Origin of the sequence: Hymenobacter sp. IS2118 (assembly GCF_000715495.1) — a bacterium.
Taxonomy (GTDB): Bacteria; Bacteroidota; Bacteroidia; order Cytophagales; family Hymenobacteraceae; genus Hymenobacter.
Window position 1 is genome coordinate 1 of the sequence record NZ_JNLX01000167.1, and the last position, 17419, is coordinate 17419.

At 61.7% G+C, this 17419-nt stretch carries 18 protein-coding genes; 13 read left to right on the plus strand and 5 right to left on the minus strand.

The window, feature by feature from the left end; all coding sequences use genetic code 11:
• Nucleotides 1-13: 13 nt before the first annotated feature.
• From GM79_RS17430 to radC, 3 genes are all read right to left on the minus strand, one after another.
• Nucleotides 14-1117, minus strand: coding sequence for an ISAs1 family transposase (locus GM79_RS17430; RefSeq protein WP_035559885.1), 1104 nt, complete (start codon nt 1115-1117; stop codon nt 14-16).
• A 250-nt stretch (nt 1118-1367) separates the two neighbouring features.
• Nucleotides 1368-1790, minus strand: coding sequence for a hypothetical protein (locus GM79_RS17435; protein WP_035566493.1), 423 nt, complete (start codon nt 1788-1790; stop codon nt 1368-1370).
• Between the two features lie 59 nt (nt 1791-1849).
• On the minus strand, nt 1850-2608 hold the full coding sequence (gene radC, locus GM79_RS17440; protein ID WP_081867847.1) for a RadC family protein: 759 nt from the start codon (nt 2606-2608) through the stop codon (nt 1850-1852).
• 126 nt (nt 2609-2734) lie between these two features.
• On the opposite strand from radC, the gene GM79_RS17445 reads away from it, so the two are divergent.
• The 5 genes from GM79_RS17445 to GM79_RS17465 all read left to right on the plus strand — a co-directional run bounded on the left by GM79_RS17445 (nt 2735) and on the right by GM79_RS17465 (nt 7030).
• Nucleotides 2735-3973 carry a metallophosphoesterase gene (locus tag GM79_RS17445; RefSeq protein WP_035566496.1) on the plus strand — a complete coding sequence of 413 codons (1239 nt, stop codon included), beginning with the start codon at nt 2735-2737 and terminating at the stop codon, nt 3971-3973.
• Between the two features lie 116 nt (nt 3974-4089).
• Nucleotides 4090-4728 carry a hypothetical protein gene (locus GM79_RS17450; protein WP_035566498.1) on the plus strand — a complete coding sequence of 213 codons (639 nt, stop codon included), beginning with the start codon at nt 4090-4092 and terminating at the stop codon, nt 4726-4728.
• 134 nt (nt 4729-4862) lie between these two features.
• Entirely contained in the window at nt 4863-5534 is a 672-nt protein-coding gene (locus GM79_RS17455; RefSeq protein ID WP_235184102.1) for a carboxypeptidase-like regulatory domain-containing protein, read from the plus strand.
• A gap of 97 nt (nt 5535-5631) precedes the next feature.
• The gene (uvsE, locus tag GM79_RS17460) at nt 5632-6633 is read left to right on the plus strand and encodes a UV DNA damage repair endonuclease UvsE (protein ID WP_081867848.1); all 1002 of its coding nucleotides are present in this window, start codon (nt 5632-5634) and stop codon (nt 6631-6633) included.
• Nucleotides 6634-6673: 40 nt separating this feature from the next.
• The gene (locus GM79_RS17465; RefSeq protein ID WP_035566501.1) at nt 6674-7030 is read left to right on the plus strand and encodes a hypothetical protein; all 357 of its coding nucleotides are present in this window, start codon (nt 6674-6676) and stop codon (nt 7028-7030) included.
• Nucleotides 7031-7181: 151 nt separating this feature from the next.
• Here GM79_RS17465 and GM79_RS17470 read toward each other — a convergent pair whose 3' ends face one another.
• Entirely contained in the window at nt 7182-7565 is a 384-nt protein-coding gene (locus tag GM79_RS17470; protein WP_035566504.1) for a hypothetical protein, read from the minus strand.
• A 533-nt stretch (nt 7566-8098) separates the two neighbouring features.
• Here GM79_RS17470 and GM79_RS17475 point away from each other — a divergent pair.
• Genes GM79_RS17475 through GM79_RS17490 form a run of 4 tightly spaced genes read left to right on the plus strand, consistent with a single transcriptional unit; the run spans nt 8099 to nt 11231 of the window.
• Complete coding sequence (locus tag GM79_RS17475) at nt 8099-8623, plus strand: RNA polymerase sigma factor (RefSeq protein WP_035566526.1); 525 nt, start codon at nt 8099-8101, stop codon at nt 8621-8623.
• An 8-nt stretch (nt 8624-8631) separates the two neighbouring features.
• Nucleotides 8632-9543: a HEAT repeat domain-containing protein gene (locus tag GM79_RS17480; protein ID WP_072008652.1), complete on the plus strand. Its 912-nt coding sequence runs from the start codon at nt 8632-8634 to the stop codon at nt 9541-9543.
• The gene (locus GM79_RS17485; protein ID WP_072008653.1) at nt 9488-10360 is read left to right on the plus strand and encodes a DUF4097 family beta strand repeat-containing protein; all 873 of its coding nucleotides are present in this window, start codon (nt 9488-9490) and stop codon (nt 10358-10360) included. The genes GM79_RS17480 and GM79_RS17485 overlap by 56 nt, the downstream gene beginning before the upstream one ends.
• A 16-nt stretch (nt 10361-10376) precedes the next feature.
• Nucleotides 10377-11231: a DUF4097 family beta strand repeat-containing protein gene (locus tag GM79_RS17490; protein WP_051719015.1), complete on the plus strand. Its 855-nt coding sequence runs from the start codon at nt 10377-10379 to the stop codon at nt 11229-11231.
• Between the two features lie 80 nt (nt 11232-11311).
• On the opposite strand, the gene GM79_RS23285 is transcribed toward GM79_RS17490, so the two are convergent.
• On the minus strand, nt 11312-14125 hold the full coding sequence (locus GM79_RS23285) for a choice-of-anchor I family protein (protein WP_051719016.1): 2814 nt from the start codon (nt 14123-14125) through the stop codon (nt 11312-11314).
• Between the two features lie 180 nt (nt 14126-14305).
• Between GM79_RS23285 and GM79_RS17500 the strand changes: the two genes are divergently transcribed.
• The 4 genes from GM79_RS17500 (at nt 14306) to GM79_RS17515 (ending at nt 17403) form a co-directional block, all read left to right on the plus strand.
• Nucleotides 14306-14857, plus strand: coding sequence for an RNA polymerase sigma factor (locus GM79_RS17500; protein ID WP_051719017.1), 552 nt, complete (start codon nt 14306-14308; stop codon nt 14855-14857).
• Between the two features lie 2 nt (nt 14858-14859).
• On the plus strand, nt 14860-15708 hold the full coding sequence (locus GM79_RS23290) for a zf-HC2 domain-containing protein (RefSeq protein ID WP_051719018.1): 849 nt from the start codon (nt 14860-14862) through the stop codon (nt 15706-15708).
• Between the two features lie 96 nt (nt 15709-15804).
• Nucleotides 15805-16572, plus strand: coding sequence for a DUF4097 family beta strand repeat-containing protein (locus tag GM79_RS17510; protein WP_035566506.1), 768 nt, complete (start codon nt 15805-15807; stop codon nt 16570-16572).
• Between the two features lie 129 nt (nt 16573-16701).
• On the plus strand, nt 16702-17403 hold the full coding sequence (locus GM79_RS17515; RefSeq protein WP_035566541.1) for a hypothetical protein: 702 nt from the start codon (nt 16702-16704) through the stop codon (nt 17401-17403).
• Nucleotides 17404-17419 lie beyond the last annotated feature (16 nt).

Consider the following 17419-nt stretch of genomic DNA (forward strand, 5'->3'; position numbering starts at 1 on the left):
CAGACTAACCGCACTATGCAAGTTGGTGGCAAATCTGGGTCAGCAGCTCTTCTAAATAGGCATCGTTCCATCCGAGCCGCTTTCGTTTTTTCTTGATGCTGACCCGTGTGGGGTCCTGTTGCAGCAGGTTAAGCGCCATTTTGCGCACGAGGGCCAGGTTTTCCACGGCTTGGGCCTGGCGCAAGCGGTGGGCGTCTTCGCCCAGCGTCACGTCCAGGTGCCAGTGGAGCTTGTTTTCAATGGCCCAGTGGTCGCGCACGGCGGCCGTGGCCTGGGCCGGGGTCAGGCTCGCGCGGCTGCTGAGGTAGTAGCGCACGGCCTGCGACTGGGCCGGTCCGTCGACCGGGTGGCGGGTGGTCGCGACCCGGACCAGGGCGGCCAGCCCCGGCCAACGGCCTTCTTCATCGACCCAGCGCAGGTCGGTTTGGACGCTGACCTGGGTGCAGAGCGGGGTGTTGTGGGAGGCCAGGCTCCAGGATTCGAGCGTCTGCCGAGCGGGCACCTGAGCCAGGGCGCGTTCGGCCTCGGCCAAGAGCGTGGCCTGGTTCTCCTTGAGGGCCAGCAGGTAATCACCGCCTTGCTGGCAAATCTGGGCCGCGATGGCAGGTTGGCAGCTGAGCGCATCGAGGCTGACGAGGCAGCCGCGTACGTCGAGTAGGGCCAGTACGTCGGGGATGGCCGCCAGTTCGTGGCCTTTGCCCGCCGTGGCCACCTGGGCCAGGCTCAGGCCCTGGGCGCTGGCCACGGCCGACACCACGTGCAGCGCCTGCGGGCCGGAGCCGCGCAGGGTCTTACCGTCGATACAAACCTGGCCGAGTTGGTCGGCGGGCAGCACCTGCCGCATCCAGGCCAGAAAGGCCGCGTTGAACGCCGCCGCGTCCAGGTGCTGAAAGACCCGCCGGAAGGTATCGTCGGACGGAATACCGTTGTCCAGCGAGAGGTAGCGCCGAAAGACGGGTTCTTTCTGCTGGCCAAACCAGGCGATTTCCTCAAAATCGTCGGCCCCGCTCAGCACAGCTAGCACGCTGATAACGAGAATGTCTAATAGTTTGTGGCGAAAGTTTTTATTCTGCCGCCGGAAGTCCGGCACGTCGGCTAAGTGGGTGAGTAACGACATCGAACCAAGGGGGTAAGCCGCAAATTTACCCTTGCGCACATAGTGCGGTTAGTCTGCTAGAGTGGAGCTGTAATCCGGGTGGCAGGTTTGTTCTGCTACAGATATTAGGGACTGCAAGCCCCCATTAGATAAATTTTCGTTGTGCAGCTCCGAAAGAGTAAGCGAGAAAGGAGTATTTGCTGTGTGGTTGGTTCCTGCGAACTTTCTAGCTTCGGTCGAAAAGAGCTTCCCACACGGTCTTGGTGCCTCCTTAGTCGTCCATTAAGCAGGTGTGTCGCTTCAGGGTTGCCCGGTCGATGGGAACGAATCCGTGTTGATGCGCCGCTTTGAATACCGCCCGTGCCTCATTCGTTGCGGGTTGTTCAACAAGGTTTTGTCGGTCCACAATGGAATCAAAGAGCAGAAAAAACTTGCCCACGAGTGACGGTAAAATACAGTGCTCCTCTTGTTGGCGCAAGCTGTAAACCATCGCCGAGTCGTAGTTAAGGTCGGTGGTGTCCGTGATTGCAAAGCGTAACGCCAGTTCCTCTATCAGCGGCTGATAGGGCCGCTTATTGTACGTCTTTTGTAGGAAACCGTAGTGCGGAGATGTGGCCGAACCGTGCGCAACGGCAATAGCATGGTTGATTGTGTCAAAGAGGGATTGCTGCATGGAATCATGGAATGGGTCCATGGAAATATTTGGGTGTGTGAACCCTTTAGATTCAGGAAAGAGGGACTTTTACCCCAACCCTACAGCATCCCCTCATCCGCGAAGCTATAATACCCCTGGTCGGAGTAGATGAGGTGGTCCAGGATGGGCAAGTCCAGAAAACCGCCGGCTTCTTTTAGCTTTTTGGTGAGTTGAATGTCGGCGGCGCTGGGGTTGCGGTTGCCGCTGGGGTGGTTGTGGACCAGGATGATGCTGCTGGCCAGCTGTTCCAGGGCTTCTTTGAAAATCATTTTCGGGTCGGCCACGGTGCCGGCCACGCCGCCGCGGCTGATGGCCGTTTTGCGCATCACCACGTTGGCCCGGTTGAGGAGGATGACCCAGAACTCCTCGTGGGGCAGGTCCATGAGGTGGGGCCGAATCAGGTTGTAGATGTCGCGCGAGCAGGTGATGGTGGTGCGCGGGGCGGCGTCGGCCTCCTTGCGGCGGCGGCCCAGCTCCAGGGCCGCCACCACGGTAATGGCCTTGGCCGGGCCGATACCGGGGTGGCGGCAGAGCTGCTTCACGCTCTCGCGGGCCAGGGCATTCAGGTCGTTGTCCACGCCCTTCAGCATCAGCATGCCCACGTCTACGGCCGACAGCTTGGTGGTGCCCGAACCGAGCAGAATGGCAATCAGCTCGGCGTCGGAGAGGGCGGCGCGGCCTTTGGTCATCAGCTTTTCGCGGGGGCGGTCGTCCTCGGCCCAGCTTTTGATGCCCGAGGCGGCCGGGGCGGCGTAGGGCGGGGTCGTACCCGGTAGGGCCGGGGCAGGGCGTTCGGTCAGGCTGTCAGGCGCTTTCATGCGGCACGGGGTTGGTAGAAGGACAAAACTCAATTAAATGTAAAGCAAAAGCCCGGCGGGTGCGTTTAAACCCCAAGCCGGCCGGGGCGTTATGCACTCGCGGCAGTGTCCGCTTTAAATCTGAATATGCGAAATCCGTTGTTTTTATGGTTGTTTCTGGCCGTCCTCGTGTTGGCCGAATGGTATGGGTATCAGGCCGTACGCACCTTGGCGCAGCACCAGTCGCTGGCCGTGCGCCGGGGCATTGCCATTGGTTATTGGGTGGTTTCGCTGGGCGTGTGGGCGTTGGCCTTCTGGGCCGGCACCACCCGTCAAATGGGCAATACCGTGCTCAAAAGCTACCTCATGAGTTTGCCGCTGCTGCTGCTGGCCGGCAAGTTTTTCATCCTTATTCCACTGTTGCTCGAAGACCTGACGCGGCTGGCGCGCTGGGCCATCAGCTCGGCCACCCGGCCCGCCGGCGTGGCGGCCGATGCCATACCGCGCAACGAATTCCTGGCCAAGCTGGCACTGGGCATTGGCGCGGTGCCGTTTGCGGCGCTGCTCTGGGGCATGGTGCGCGGAGCTACCGACTACCAGGTGCGCCGCGTAACGCTGCGCTTCCCCAACCTGCCGCCCGCCTTCGACGGTTTCAAAGTGGTGCAGATTTCGGACCTGCACACCGGTAGCTTCAATTCCGTGGAGCCGCTGCAACGGGCGGTGGCCCTCATTAACAAGCAAGCTGCCGACCTCGTGCTGATGACCGGCGATTTGGTGAACAACCGCGCCACCGAAGTAGAGCCCCACATCCCGGCCCTGGCCGGAATCAAGTCGGATTTGCCCATCTTCTCCAGCCTCGGCAACCACGACTACGGCGACTACGTGCAGTGGGAGAGCCCGGCCGAAAAGCAGGCCAACCTGGAGCGCCTGATGCAGAACCACGCCAAAATAGGCTGGACGCTGCTCAACGATACCAGCCACACCATCACGCGGGGCGACGACAAAATTGCGGTGCTGGGCGTGCAGAACTGGAGTAGCCACGCCAACTTTCCCAAGCACGGCAACCTGCCCAAAGCCCACGCCGCCAGTGCCGATGCGCCCTTCAAAATTCTGCTCTCGCACGACCCCTCGCACTGGGAAGCGCAAGTGCTGAATTACCCCGACATCGACCTCACGCTTAGTGGCCACACCCACGGCATGCAGTTCGGCGTGAACCTACCGTTCCTGAAATGGAGTCCCGTGCAATATGTGTACAAGCAGTGGGCCGGCCTCTACGAGCAAGGCCGTCAAAAACTGTACGTGAACACTGGATTGGGCTATTTAGGATACCCCGGCCGGGTAGGCTTCCTGCCCGAAATCACGTTGTTTGAGCTGCGCCGTGCTTAGTTAGCGCTAAAAGTTAGACCGTTGGGGAAACATCTGGTGCGGGCTTGCCGTAAAGCGCCCTCAACAAAACAGCCAGTCCGGTTGTTTCCCAAAACTCCCTTCTTTCTTACTTTCTCATGAAAAATTCCCTTTTGATGCTTGCGGGCGTTGCTGCCCTTTCGCTGGCTTCCTGCTCGCAGGAAAAAACCACTGATACCACTATGACCGGCGATGGCATGGCCACCACCACTACGACCACAACCACCACTGCGATGTCGGAAGCCGACATGGAGGCTCGCGCTCAGCGCATTGCCGACAAAATGGTGGCCGATATGAAAATTACGGACGAGGCCACCAAGACCAAAATCCGCACCGTGTACGTGAACCGCTACCGCCAGATGGGCGACATGCAAACCCGCTACGCCACCGACACTACCGGCATGGCTGCCGCCATGCGCGAGTCGATGGCTACCACCGATGCCGAGTTCAAAACCATTTTTGTCGACCCTACCCAGTACCAGGCCTACGAAACCGGCCGCATGAGCTACTACGGCATGGCGGACGACAATTCAGCCATGCCCTCGTCGGAGAACATGGGTACGGACATGAGCAATTCTACCGATGCCGGCATGATGGACGAAGGTGGCAAGATGAAGGTGAAAGCCGATGGCGACATCAAAATCAAAGACGCTGAAGGCAATAAAACCAAAGTTGATGGCGACGATGGTACCATCAAAATAAAAGAAGTAGACGGCAGCAAAACCGTTATTAAGTAAGTGCTGGCGGCTTGCCGCTACGTGCTAACTGGCCCGCACCTGCAACGGTGCGGGCCTTTTTTGTCTCCCTGGTGCACAACTTTGCGGTTGCTTTGTGTTTGTGAGACGTGTCAAATCCAGTTGTATTGAATAAAGTGTTGACCCATAGCGGAGCTTGGAGGCGCTGGCTGCTGGCCATCGTCTTGCTGTGGCTGGGCGCGGCTGGTCCGGTCCGGGCCCAACAGGCTGTGCGCGTGAGCGGCACGGTTTCGGCCGCCGACACGCGCCAGCCCATGCCAGGCGCCACGGTGCAGGTGCAGCGCACCCGGCGCGGCGTAGTGACTGACGCCACCGGCAACTTTTCCGTCGATGCCCTGCCCACCGACACGGTACTGTTTCGGGCCCTGGGCTACAAGGCGCAGCGCATGACGCTGGGCGGTACGGGCCTTTCGCAGCTTGTTGTGCGCATCCAGCTGGTACGCGACAGCGTGCAGCTAGGCGAAGTGAAGGTGGTGAGCGACCGCGCCGACCGGGCCATTATCAATCGCGCCTTGCGCAACATCAAAAGGCCGTCGCCGCCGGTGGTGAAAGGCCCCCAGCGCCCGCCCAAGCCCAAGCCCCTGTTTGCCGTGGACTCCACCGCACCAAAAGCGCCGGTGCCCACCATCCAAAGTCCGGTAAGCCTGATTTACGACCAATTCTCGCGCGAAGGCAAGCAGCGCCGCAAAATGGAGGAGCTCGAAGCCCAGCAGCGCGCCGAAAAAGCCCGCAAAGCGAAAGCGCAGTACAACAAAGCGTTTAAGGATAACCGCGGGTACGAGCGGTAGTACCCCACCCCCGGCCTCTCTCCCGTAGGGGGCCGGGGGTGGGGTACGGGAGTGCTCTTTTATAACTGCCACCCGCTCTTCCCCGTAAGGTGAGGGTATGAAAATTGGGTATCCCTGCGTGAACGAGGCGATGGATTGCAGCGCCGCCAACACCTTTCGGCTGGCTTCCTACTCGGAAGAGCGGCTGCTGGCGGCGGTGTCGGCCAACCTCACCTGCCTGCGCCGGATGCTGGAATGGAATGTGGCCCAGGGCCTGCTTTTTTTTCGGATGGGCTCGGGCATCGTGCCTTTCGGCTCGCACGAAATCAACACTTTTCCCTGGCAAACCCATTTCGCGGCCCAGTTTCGGGCAATCGGGGATTACATTAAGGCCAACGACTTGCGGGTGAGTTTCCACCCCGACCAGTTTGTGGTACTGAACTCGCCCAGCCCCGACATCGTGCGGCGTAGCATCGAGGAGTTGGTTTATCAGGGCTCGATGTTGGACTTGATGGGCCTCGATAGCATGGCCAAGCTCCAGATTCATGTGGGCGGGCTGTACGGCGACCGGGAACTGGCCATCAGCCGGTTTGCGGCGGTACACGCCACCTTGCCCGCCGCCGTGAAGGCCCGCGTGGTGGTGGAAAACGACGACCGGTTGTTCCCCCTGCGCGACTGCCTGCATCTGCACGAGCTAACCGGCGTGCCCATTCTCTTCGATAATTTCCACCACGAGTGCCTGAACCACGGCGAGCCGATGGCCGAGGCCCTGCGCCTGGCCGCCGCCACCTGGCACCCCACCCGCGACGGCGTACCCATGATGGACTACAGCTCGCAGGCCCTGGGCGAGCGCAAAGGCAAGCACACCACCGATTTGGTGGACGAGCGGTTTCGCGAGTTCCTCACCAACCTGCACGGTTTGGATATGGATTTGATGCTGGAAATCAAGAATAAAGAAGCCAGTGCTTTGCGCGCCGTGGCCATTTTGCGCGAGTTGGGCCTGAGCGCCCCGGCGCCCAACATTGCCAGCCCGCCGCTCACCCTGCCGCCCGACCCCAACGCTCCGCCCAAAGCCAAACGCACGAAAAAAGTGTTATCAGTTACGGGTGAAAGCTCATAAGCGCGTTATTCACCAACTCACCTTTTTACCAACTCAGCACATGCCTTCCGACCAACTTCTCGCCACCGTTAGTGCCCTCAAAAATGGCCTCACCAGCCTGCCCCTGGGCTCGGCCATGGACAACACTGAAACCTGGCAGCAGCAGTTTCTGCAAAGCAGTGAGCCCGGCCTGCAGGACATTGCCCGCGAAATCGGCAACCTGCAATCCCTGCTCACCAGCGGCGCCCTGAGCGCCAACGCCATCGGCAATTCGCTCACCATGCTGGGCAACCAGACCAGCCAAATCAGTGCCGGTGCGGCCGCCGACCTCAAAAAGCCCCTCTTCGAGCTGGCCGACCTGCTCCGCCGCCACGGCAGCGAACTGTTGGCGCACGCCGATAAAAAGAAGAAAAAATAACCTGATAATTCGTCAGCAAAAAGGCCCGCTTAGTAATGAGCGGGCCTTTCTTTTGGTAACTGCTGTTACGTATCAACTGGCTGGCGCGCGTCGGAGACGCGCGCCAGCTTTGCGTTGCAGATTCAATAGTTTACTGTTAGCTGCTTACAGCTTACGGTCGTGGAACGTTGCTGCTGTTGCTGCGGCGCGAACGGGTGGGAACCACTTCAGTGGATTGGCGGCGGCGGCGGTCCTTGATGATGGGTTGTTCGCGGACATCGGGGCGGGCCGAGGGCGAAAGCTCAGGCGTAGCGGCCGGGGTGAAAGCGCCCTGGTCCGAAACCTGGCGGCTGGGCTGGGCGTCGCGATTGGTGGCTGTGCGCTGCACCTGCGACGGCCCCTGAATGGTGCTCTGGTTCAGGGCCGGGTTGACGGGTGGAATGGCGGTTTGGCCCTGGCTGCCGCCCCGCACGGGAGCAGTGGGGTCGAAGGGAACGATTTGGGCGTGCGCCGTGGTGGCAAAAACCACGCTGGCCAGCAGAAAAAGCAATTTCATGGCGGGAGGAAAATGAGTGGAAAGGAAAACGCCGGTTGCTTCGAAATAAACAGCAGGCGCTCAGTTGTTTACGATTCCTATCGGCCCAGGGTTACTGGCTGGCGGCGGTTCAATTTGGGGCTAATGGTTGGCGTGCCTCAGTGCAGCGGCTCTGCGCCAAACTAAACAGAAGTTGTATTTGGCGCAACTCATTGTTGGTGAGAAAAGAGTATGATATTTATTCGCGAAAAGCTGGGGGATTAATTAATTTAGGACTTACGCACACTTGTTTCTCGCAGAGGTTCGCAGAGGTTCGCAGAGGTTCGCAGAGGTAGAACGCGGAGGTTCGCAGATTTTGCAGCCTGACCTCTGCGAACCTCGGCGTTTTACCTCTGCGAACCTCTGCGAGAAAGTGCGTCAGATAAGCAGTTGCGTAAGTCTTGTAATTATTTGCCTTTGGTCGGTAACCTTCCCGGCGTGGCGCGGTGTCCACGGTCAAATACCCCCACCTATCACTCGCCACAGAATTGGATTCGCTATCGGATAATGCCTTGATGCTGCGGGTGAAAGCCGGGGATGTGAATCGGATGGGGCTGCTTTTTGAGCGTTACCACAAGCAGCTTTTTGGGTTCCTCTACCACATGCTGGGGCGGGCCGATGCCAGCGAAGACCTGGTGCAAACCGTGTTTTACCGCATGCTCAAGTACCGGCATACCTTCACCGGAGCCGGCGAGTTTCGCACCTGGATGTACCACCTGGCCCGCAACGTACTGGCCGACCACGCGAAGAAAAACCGCCACGACCGCCACCACACCGACGTGGCCGAAATGGCCGAACACCTCGGCGGGGGCGACCGCGCCGACGAGCACCTGGAGCAGGACCAGGAAGTAGCCCAGCTGCACCAGGCCCTGGCCCGAATGAGCCCCGAAAACCGCGAAATTCTGGTATTAAGCCGCTTCCAGGAAATGAAATACGCGCAAATAGCCCAGGTACTGAATACCACCGAAGGCGCCGTGAAAGTGCGCGTGCACCGCGCCATGAAGGAATTGAAAACCGTCTATCTACGCATCGAAAACTAAGCTATACCATGAATTGTGAACACTCCGAGGGGCAATTATTGGACTACCTGAGCGGCGAGCTGCCCGCTGCAGAAGAGGCCGCGCTAACGGCGCATCTGGCCGAGTGTGCCGACTGCCGCGCGGAGCTGGAGGCAGTGCGGGCCGTGTGGCACACGCTGGGCCAGGCGCGTGTGCCGGAACCCAGCCCCCACCTGCGGCCCAACTTTTATGCCCTGCTGGCCACTTTCGAAGCACCGGAGGCTCCCGCGCCGGGCTATTCCCTGCAAAGCCTGTGGCAGTGGTGGCTGAACCGGGACGTGTCGCGGCCGTTGCTGCGGGCGGTGTACAGCTTTTGCCTGCTGGGCATGGGCCTGGTGGGCGGATACTGGCTCAATAATTCCCACCCGGCTGATACGGCCGACCAGCAGCAAATTGCGCAGCTGGCCGCTCAGGTGGGAGATATGAAGCAAATGATGATGCTGGCTCTCATCGAAAACCCCTCGGCCAGCGAGCGGCTGCGGGCCGTGAGCTACACCCGGCAGCTCGACGAGCCCACGACCAAGGTGGTGGAGGCTCTGCTCAGCACGCTCGATAACGACCCCAACGTGAACGTGCGGCTGGCCACCCTGGAAGCCCTGGCGGCCCTGGCGCAGGACCCCGCGGTGCGTCTGGGCCTGGTGCACTCGCTGGCCCGGCAAGAATCGCCGCTGGTGCAAACCGCCCTGGCTGACGTGATGGCGCAGCTACAGGAGCGCCGGTCGGTGCCGCCGTTGCGCGAGCTGCTCAAGCAGGAAAACCTCGACGAGTCCGTGAAAAGCAAGCTCGAACAAACCATTCAAACCCTCTCAACCGGCCGGCCCGCCGCGCCCTCAGCTCCTCCTTCCCATGACCAGACTCAGCTTTCGCCCCAGCCTCAGCACCCTGCTGGTGCTACTGTTTAGCACTGCCTGCGGTGCCCAAACCAAAGATTTCACCGAGAAAGTCAGCAAAGAATTTACGCTGACCGACGCCGTGGGCCGCAGCACGCTGGCCGTCTACAACGTGCAGGGGTCGGTAGCGGTGCAGGGCTACGCCGGCGCCACGGTGGTGGTGGAAGCCACCCGAACCATCCGGGCCGACGACGCCAAAACCCTGGAAGCGGGCAAAGCCGAAGCCAAACCGGGCTTTTTGCAGCGCAACGACAGCGTGATTGTGTACATGGCCGGCCCCTTCGATTCGCGGCCCCGCCACAACTACCGCGGCAACTGGAACGAGCGCCCCATCAAGTACCGCTACGAGGTTGATTACGTAATAAAAGTGCCCTATGCCATGAATCTGCGCGTTTCGACGGTGAACAACGGCACCCTGGACGTGCGCGACGTGACCGGCCTGCTGGACGTGAGCAACGTGAACGGCTCCATCAAACTCGCCAACGTGCAGGGCCGCACCAGCGCCCATACCGTAAACGGCAACGTGGACGCCACCTACGCCGCCCCGCCGCCCGGCGCCTCCAGCTACAAAACCATCAACGGTGAGATTACGGTGCGCTACCCGGCGAGCCTGGCCGCCGACCTGCACTTCAAGAGCATGCACGGCGAGTTCTACACCGACTTTCCCAACGCCGAAATTCTGCCGACGCAAGTAACCAAAAACCGGGAAGGCCGCGGCGGCGGCACCGTCTACACGCTCAGCAAAGCCACGGCCGTGCGCCTGGGCAAAGGCGGCCCCGACCTCCGTTTTGAAACCCTCAACGGCAACGTAACCGTCACCAAACAATAGTCTAGCGCTATTCCCAATGAATAACATCCTTAAAAAGGCCTTGCTGCCTACCGGGCGGGCGGCCAGTATTGTCTTGCTGTTGCTGTTTGGCGGCACGTTGCCGGGCCGGGCGCAGGACAACGCCAAAGAACAGCTTACCGTCACCCTGACCTCGCCCGACAAGCCCGGGACGCTGGAAGTAGGCCTCGTAAACGGGTCCATTCACGTGACCGGCTACGGCGGAAAAAGCGTGCTGATTGACGCCACCGGCCGGGCTGCCGTCAACCGCCGCCCCGCCGCGCCCGAATCCGGCGGCCTGAAACGCCTCTCGGCCGGCACCAGCCTCAACCTGACGGTGGAGGAAAAGAACAACAACGTGGAAATTTCGACGGACTCGCCCGCGCAGCTCATCGACCTGACTATCAAGGTGCCGCAGAGCTTTTCGCTCAGAATTAGCACCGTTAATAATGGCGATATCAGCGTCGAAAACGTGAGCGGCGAGCTGGAAATCAACAACGTGAACGGTTCCATCACCCTGAAGCAAGTGTCGGGCTCGGCCGTGGCCACCACCGTGAACGGCAACCTGATTGCCACCTTCAACAAGGTGACGCCGGGCGCGCCAATGGCGTTTTCCACCCTCAACGGCAAGGTGGACGTGACCTTTCCCGGCAACGTAAAAGCCGCCCTCAAAATGAAGTCCGAACGCGGCGAAGTGTACAGTGATTTCGACGTGGACGTGGACAAAAGCCCGCCCAAAGTCAACCGCACCAACGAAAACGGCCTCACCCGCCTCAGCACCGACGACTGGACCTACGGCAAACTAAACGGCGGCGGCGCCGGAGTGATGATGAAGACCTTTAACGGCAATATTTATTTGCGAAAAGCCAAGTAAATATTCAGTTATTTGAAAAACGCAAAATGGTCGCGCTGAGCTAAGCTCAGCGCGACCATTTTGCGTTTCCGGCTCCTGGGCTACCGCACCATCAGGCGGCTGGTGGCGCCATCGGCGGCGTGCAGCAGGTAGAGGCCGGCGGGCAGGCCACGCACGTCGAGGCGGTCGGTGGGCAGGGGCAGTTGGCGCACGGTGCGGCCCAGGCCATCGAGCAGCCTGCCGGTCACGGGGCGGCTCAGGCGCACGGCGGTTTCGGGCGTGGCGGGGTTGGGGTAGCAATGCAGTGCGGCGGGGCCGGTAGCGCCGGGCCGGTTGGCGGTGACCACCACGCCGCGCAGGCCGATTTGATACACCGACACGGTGCTGCTGATTTCGTTGGCCATAATGAGCAGGGGCAGGCCGGTGGGGCTGTTGCTGCCGGCCACGAACACGAGCCCTTCGGGTCCCTGGTCGCCGGTGCCGTCGGTGAGGCTGCGGTTGTTCACGTACTGCACCAGGCGCGGGTTGGCAGGGTCGTTTACGTTCAGTATCAGCACGCCGCCCTGGCGTTCCAGGCTGATGAAGGCGTAGGTGGTGTCGCGAACCACGCCGGTGGTGGCGCCTTCGGGCTCGGGACCTTTGTCGTCGGAGCGGTTCTTGCGGACGGGGGCCGCCGTGGCGCCGTTGCTGGCGTTGAAGACGCCGCCAAACGTGGGGTCGGTGCTGGTGAGGCGCTCCAGGAGGTCGCCGCTGTCGTGCACCAGCGCGCCGGTGGTGGCGTTGAGAATGCTGAATGAGCGGCCCCCAAAGGCATAAATCTCGTCAAAGTCGCCGTCGCCGTCGGTATCGCCCAGCTGGTTGGTCACGTTGAGGCGGCCCAGGGCGCTGTTATTTTTCAGCAGCGCGGCCTGCGGAAACGCCGTGGGGTCGAGCACGTAGGCGGCGTTGCCGAGGCGCACGGCTTCCACCAGGCCGCCGGTGCCGGTGTACTCGCGGGCGTCGCCTTCGTTGGCGGTGAGGAGGTAGCGGCCGCCGCCCAGCGTAGTGGGCAGGTCAAACGCCGCGATGGCGTCGGGCTGGCGCATGCCGCGCACCGGCCAGTTGGCCAGCAGAATATCGGCGGCCTGGTCCGAAGCATCGAAGCTGAAGCCGGGCTGGCTGTGGTCCTGGTAGCCGATGGGCCGCAGCGCCGTGAATTGCAGCGTGGCGAGGTCGAGCGTGGCCAGGGCGTTGTTTTCCTGCAAGCCAATATAGGCCGTGCGCGAATCGGCGGATACCGTCACGTACTCCGGCTCCAAATCCTGGGCCACCGAGCTGGCCGGCCCGGCGGCCGGGCCACCGAAAATGCGGATGCCGGCTGTGCGCAAGGCCGCCGCCTGGGTGTTGTAGCCGCTGAAATCCACCGTCGTGGCGTTGGCTTGCGTGAGGCTAGCGATGCCGCCACTCACGTTTACCACCGTCACCGAGCCCACGGGGTCGTTGGTATAGGTGGCGTTGGGCTCGCCCTCGTTGGCCGTGATGACGTAGCGGCCATCGGGCGAGAAGGTCACCATGTCGGGCAGGGCGCCGGCCGTCACTTGCGTAAGAAAGGTGCCGTTCTGGTCAAAAAACACGATTTTGCCGAGGTCCTGGGGCGTGGTTCCTTCCACGGCGCAGGCCACCAGTCCGTTGCGCACCGCCACCGAATTGAGGTTGCCGTAAGGCGCCATGCTGATGGACGTCACCGGCGTAATAGCCCCCGGCGTAGTGAAATTGAGAATATCGAGCTTGCCGCCAACGGAGTTGGACACGTACAGCCGCTGGGTGCCGGGGTCGTGGGCCACGATTTCGGCCGAGTTGATTTGCGTGCTGCCGTTGAATGCTGTCCCGTTCTGGTAGCTGCCCAGGCGGTTCAGCGTGAGGTTGCCGGTGCGTGCCGGGGCTGGCGAGTCGTTGTCTTTGATGAAAACCAGAAACTCGGTGGCGCCGGCCGTGAGCGTGGCATTGGTAGGATTCTGGAGGCGCACCGAGAAGTATTCGGCGGGCTCGGCGGTGGCATCATCCAGGATGGGCAGTGTGAGCGTGACCGGCGTGGTGCTGCCCGGCGCGAAGGTGAGGGTTTGGGTGGTAGCAAAGGTGAAATCGGCGCCGGCCGTGGCCGTGCCCAGCGGTGTCACCACGGCTTGCACCGTGCTGGCCGTGGCATTCGCGTTGCGGATGCTGAGCGGGAGCGTTACGGTGCCGGCGTTTTCGGCCACGATAATTGGGGTGGTGGCGCCGGTGAAGCCCAGGTCCGGGGTGACCGCAGGGGGCACCACCACCGCACCCTGGCCGAGGCTCACCTCATCAAAAGCCACCCAGTCGTCGTTGCCGTTTTGGCGCACGGCCAGGCGCAGGCGGGCGTGGCTGCTGCCGGCGGGCACGGCCACCGTGACGGTGGTCCAGGCGGCCGTGTTTTTGTTGAGCTGCGCGTATGTGCGGGGCACAGGCCAGGTGGTGCCGTTGTCGAACTGCACCACGTAGGCCAGCGAGTCGGGCGTATCGAAGCCGGTGCTGTTGTATTTGAAGGTGACGAGGTTGGCCGCCGCCGCGCCGGTTTGAATGGCCAACGGCGCAAAGTCCAGGTAGTGCCAGATGCTCAGGTCGTTAGTCTGGCCCAGGCTCTGCAAATCGCGCCCGCCCCACAGGTTGGCGCCGGCCGAGGGCGTGGTCACGGCAACCCCGGTGCCGGCCGTGCCGATGGTGGTAAGCACCGCCCATTGGTCGGTGGCTGCCAAGTCGTTGTAGGTCGCGGGCGTGGGGGTGAAGGCCCAGGTGTCGGCCGCGCCGCCCTCGAAGCCCTGGGCTACAGTTTGGGCCTGCGCGGCGGTACCGGCGGCGCTCAGTGCCAGCGCGAGGGCAACGGAAATTCGGGAAAAGTAAAGGTGTGCGGGCATAAAAATGGCAGGAGTGAAACAGTGGCCCAAAACTATTGCTACCTCATTACCTCAACATTACAAGCAGATTACCTAATCAGCACCGGACTATATTCCTTCGATTTAATAATTTTTTTCGGGCCTTTGTAACGAATGCCACCCAGCCCGGTACTCCTTGCAACTCACCCCAAACCCCCACCCGTGACTACCACGAGCACGAGCGACGAAGAACTGATGGCCGCGGTCCGGGCCGATGACCTCGACCAGCTCGTGCCGCTCTTTGAGCGCTACCACGGGCCCCTGTTCAACTACCTCACCCGCCTTACCAACAACCGCGACACCAGCGAAGACCTCACCCAAACCGTGTTCGAGCGCATCCTCAAATACCGCAGTAGCTACCAGCCCACCCAGCCCTTCAAAGCCTGGGTGTACCAGATGGCCCGCAACGTGCACGCCGACTACTGGCAGCGCCAGCAAAAGCTGCGGGCCGACGACGACGTGGCAGAGGTGGAAAAAACCGGCGGCCTGCGCGGGGCCGCCTTCGTCCAAATGCGCGTCAGCAGCCACCACGATGACCTGCACGAAGCCCTGGCCCTGCTGCCTACGCCGCAGCGCGAAATCCTGGTGTTGCACCGCTTCCAGGGCTTTGGCTACGAAGAAATTGGCCAGCTCCTGGGCTGCACCGCCGAAGCCGCCCGCGTGAAAGCCCACCGCGCCCTGCAAGCGCTGCGCAAAATCTACTTCGCCAACTAAAAATGAAAACGCCCCAATTTACTGTCTGCCACGAGCTGGAAGCGCTGCTCCCGGCCTACGCCGAGCGCAGCCTGCCCGCCGCCGAGGCCGAGCGCGTGGCGGCCCACCTCACCACCTGCCCCGGCTGCCAGCTCCAGGTAAAGCAGCTCCGCGCCCTAACCGATGACCTGGACGCCGCCCTGCCCGAAGTGCCCCGCACGGCTCTGCGTGCCAATTTTATGGCTCTGTTAGAAGAGCAAAAGGCGCTGCTGCAACCCGTGGCCGCCGCGCCGGCCGCGCCCCCGGCTCGCGTGGTATCCATGTGGCCTTCGGCCCTTGCCGGTACCTGGCTGCGCGTTGCGGCGAGCATTGTGCTGCTTGCCGCCGGCGTAATGCTAGGTCGCCAGCTGTCCTGGGGCCCGCGCGGTGGCGATTCTGTGGCTGCCACTGCCGCTGATGCGGCTGCTTCCGGTAAAATGGAACAGGTGAAGCTGCGGCAGGCACTGGCGGGCAGTGCTGTTTCGGCCAGCGACCGAATCCGGCTGGTGGCTAGCTCCGGCAAAGAGTCGGAACCCGGCGACCCTACGGTACAGGTGCTGCTCAATACCCTCAATTTCGACGCCAGCCCCAACGTGCGCCTGGCCGCCTGCGAGGCCCTGTACCGCCTGCGCGACGACCCGCGGGTGCGCGAAGGCCTGGTGCATGCCCTGGCCATTCAAACCGACCCCAACGTGCAAATCACGCTCATCGACATGGTGGTATCGATGCGCGTGCGCCGCGCCGTGCCCCAGCTCGAACGCCTCGCCAAGCGCGCCGACGCCTTGCCCGTGGTGCGAGCTCAGGCCGAAGCCGGCATCGGCAAACTGATTTAAACCAACCGATTACGCGCTTTTCTCACCCTCTTTTCTGCAACGCGGCGCCGGTTTTCCGGCGCCGTGCCAGGCCCTCACTTGTCAATTTTTTTCCCCATGAATAAGCTCATCTTACTTACCATCTCGGGCATGTTGGCCGCCCATTCCGGGCAAGCGCAGGAATACCGGACCAAACTCGGCGGCAAAGACCGCAAAATCGTTATCGACATGCAGGGCAGCGACGTGACGGTGGAAGGCATCGACGGCAACGACCTGGTGATAAAAGGCGACGGCTACGAAGAGCCCAACAAGCGCGCCGCCGGCCTCCGGCCCATCTACAACTCGGCCGTGGACAACACCAGAACCGGCCTGGCCGTGACCCAGACCGATAATACCGTGCGCATTGCGCGGGCCTCGCGCAACGATGCCAGCTACGTGATTCGGGTGCCGCGCAACCTCGCCGTGCAGTACAACCAAACCGGCTGGAGCGGCGGTGATATCGTCATCCGCGACATGAGCGGCGACCTCGAAGTGAACGTGAAAAGCGGCGACATCAAGCTGACCAACGTGACCGGCCCAGTGGTGGCCAACACCGTGAGCGGCGACATTGTGGTGCGTTTTGCCCCGCTGCGTCAAGGCCCCAGCTCCATTTCGACGGTGAGCGGCGACGTAGATGTGAGCATGCCCGCCAACACCAAAGCCACCATGAAAATGCGTTCGGTATCGGGCGAAGTGTACACCGATTTCGACATTACCATAGGCAAAGGCGACGACAGCATGCGCCATATCGGCGGCCAAGTGGTGGATGGCAGCGTGAACGGCGGCGGCAACTCTGTGTCATTAAAAACGGTGAGTGGCGACATTTTCGTCCGCAAAGCCAAGTAGGAATGCGCCTTGGCGCGTTCGGCGCCTGACGGGCGCGCCTGTTACAACCCTCATGGTGCGGCCGCCGAACGCGCCAAGGCGCGTTCCTACAACAACACCCAATCTTTCACCTTTCATTTCTGCAATCTCATGCGTCACCTCCTGTTCTCCCTGTTTTTGATTGCTGCGGCAAGCAGCGTGCAAGCGGTTTTTGCCCAAAAAATTGTTGAAAAAAGCGCTGATATCGCCGCCGGGCAGCGCGTGTTTCTCAACCTGAAACAGGGCGGTAACATTCGCATCCGGGCTGGGGCGGGCCGCAAAATGCTGGTTAAAGCCACCGTGAGCGTGAACCAGAACCGGCTGAACGACGCCCTGAAATTTGACCTGGCAACCTCGGCGGCGGAAGTGAAGCTGACGGCTGATTTCGATAAGGAAATGCTGCGGGACGCCCGGCCCGGCGACTGCCCGGACGCGCCGGCCGGGGGCCGCAACGTGTGGTTTGGCCAGGAGGTGTGCACCGAAATCAGCTACGACATTACGCTGCCCGCCGACGTGGCCCTGCGCGTGTACAGCTACAGCGCCAATGTGGACATCGCGGGCCTCAGCGGCGCAATGGAGGTGAAGTCGCTGAGCGGTTTTGTAGACGTGACCTGGCCCGATAACCAGGGCGCCGAGTTGGCCCTGAAAACCATCACCGGCGAAGTTTATACCGACCAGGACATTGCGTTCAGCACCGAGCCCCGGAAAAACCCCATCGTGGGCTACCTGGTGAAGGGCACGCTGCGGGGCAGCGGCCCGCTCGTCCGGCTCGAATCCATCAGCAACGACGTGTATTTCCGCAAGCGCCTGTAACCATCGGCCCAACCGG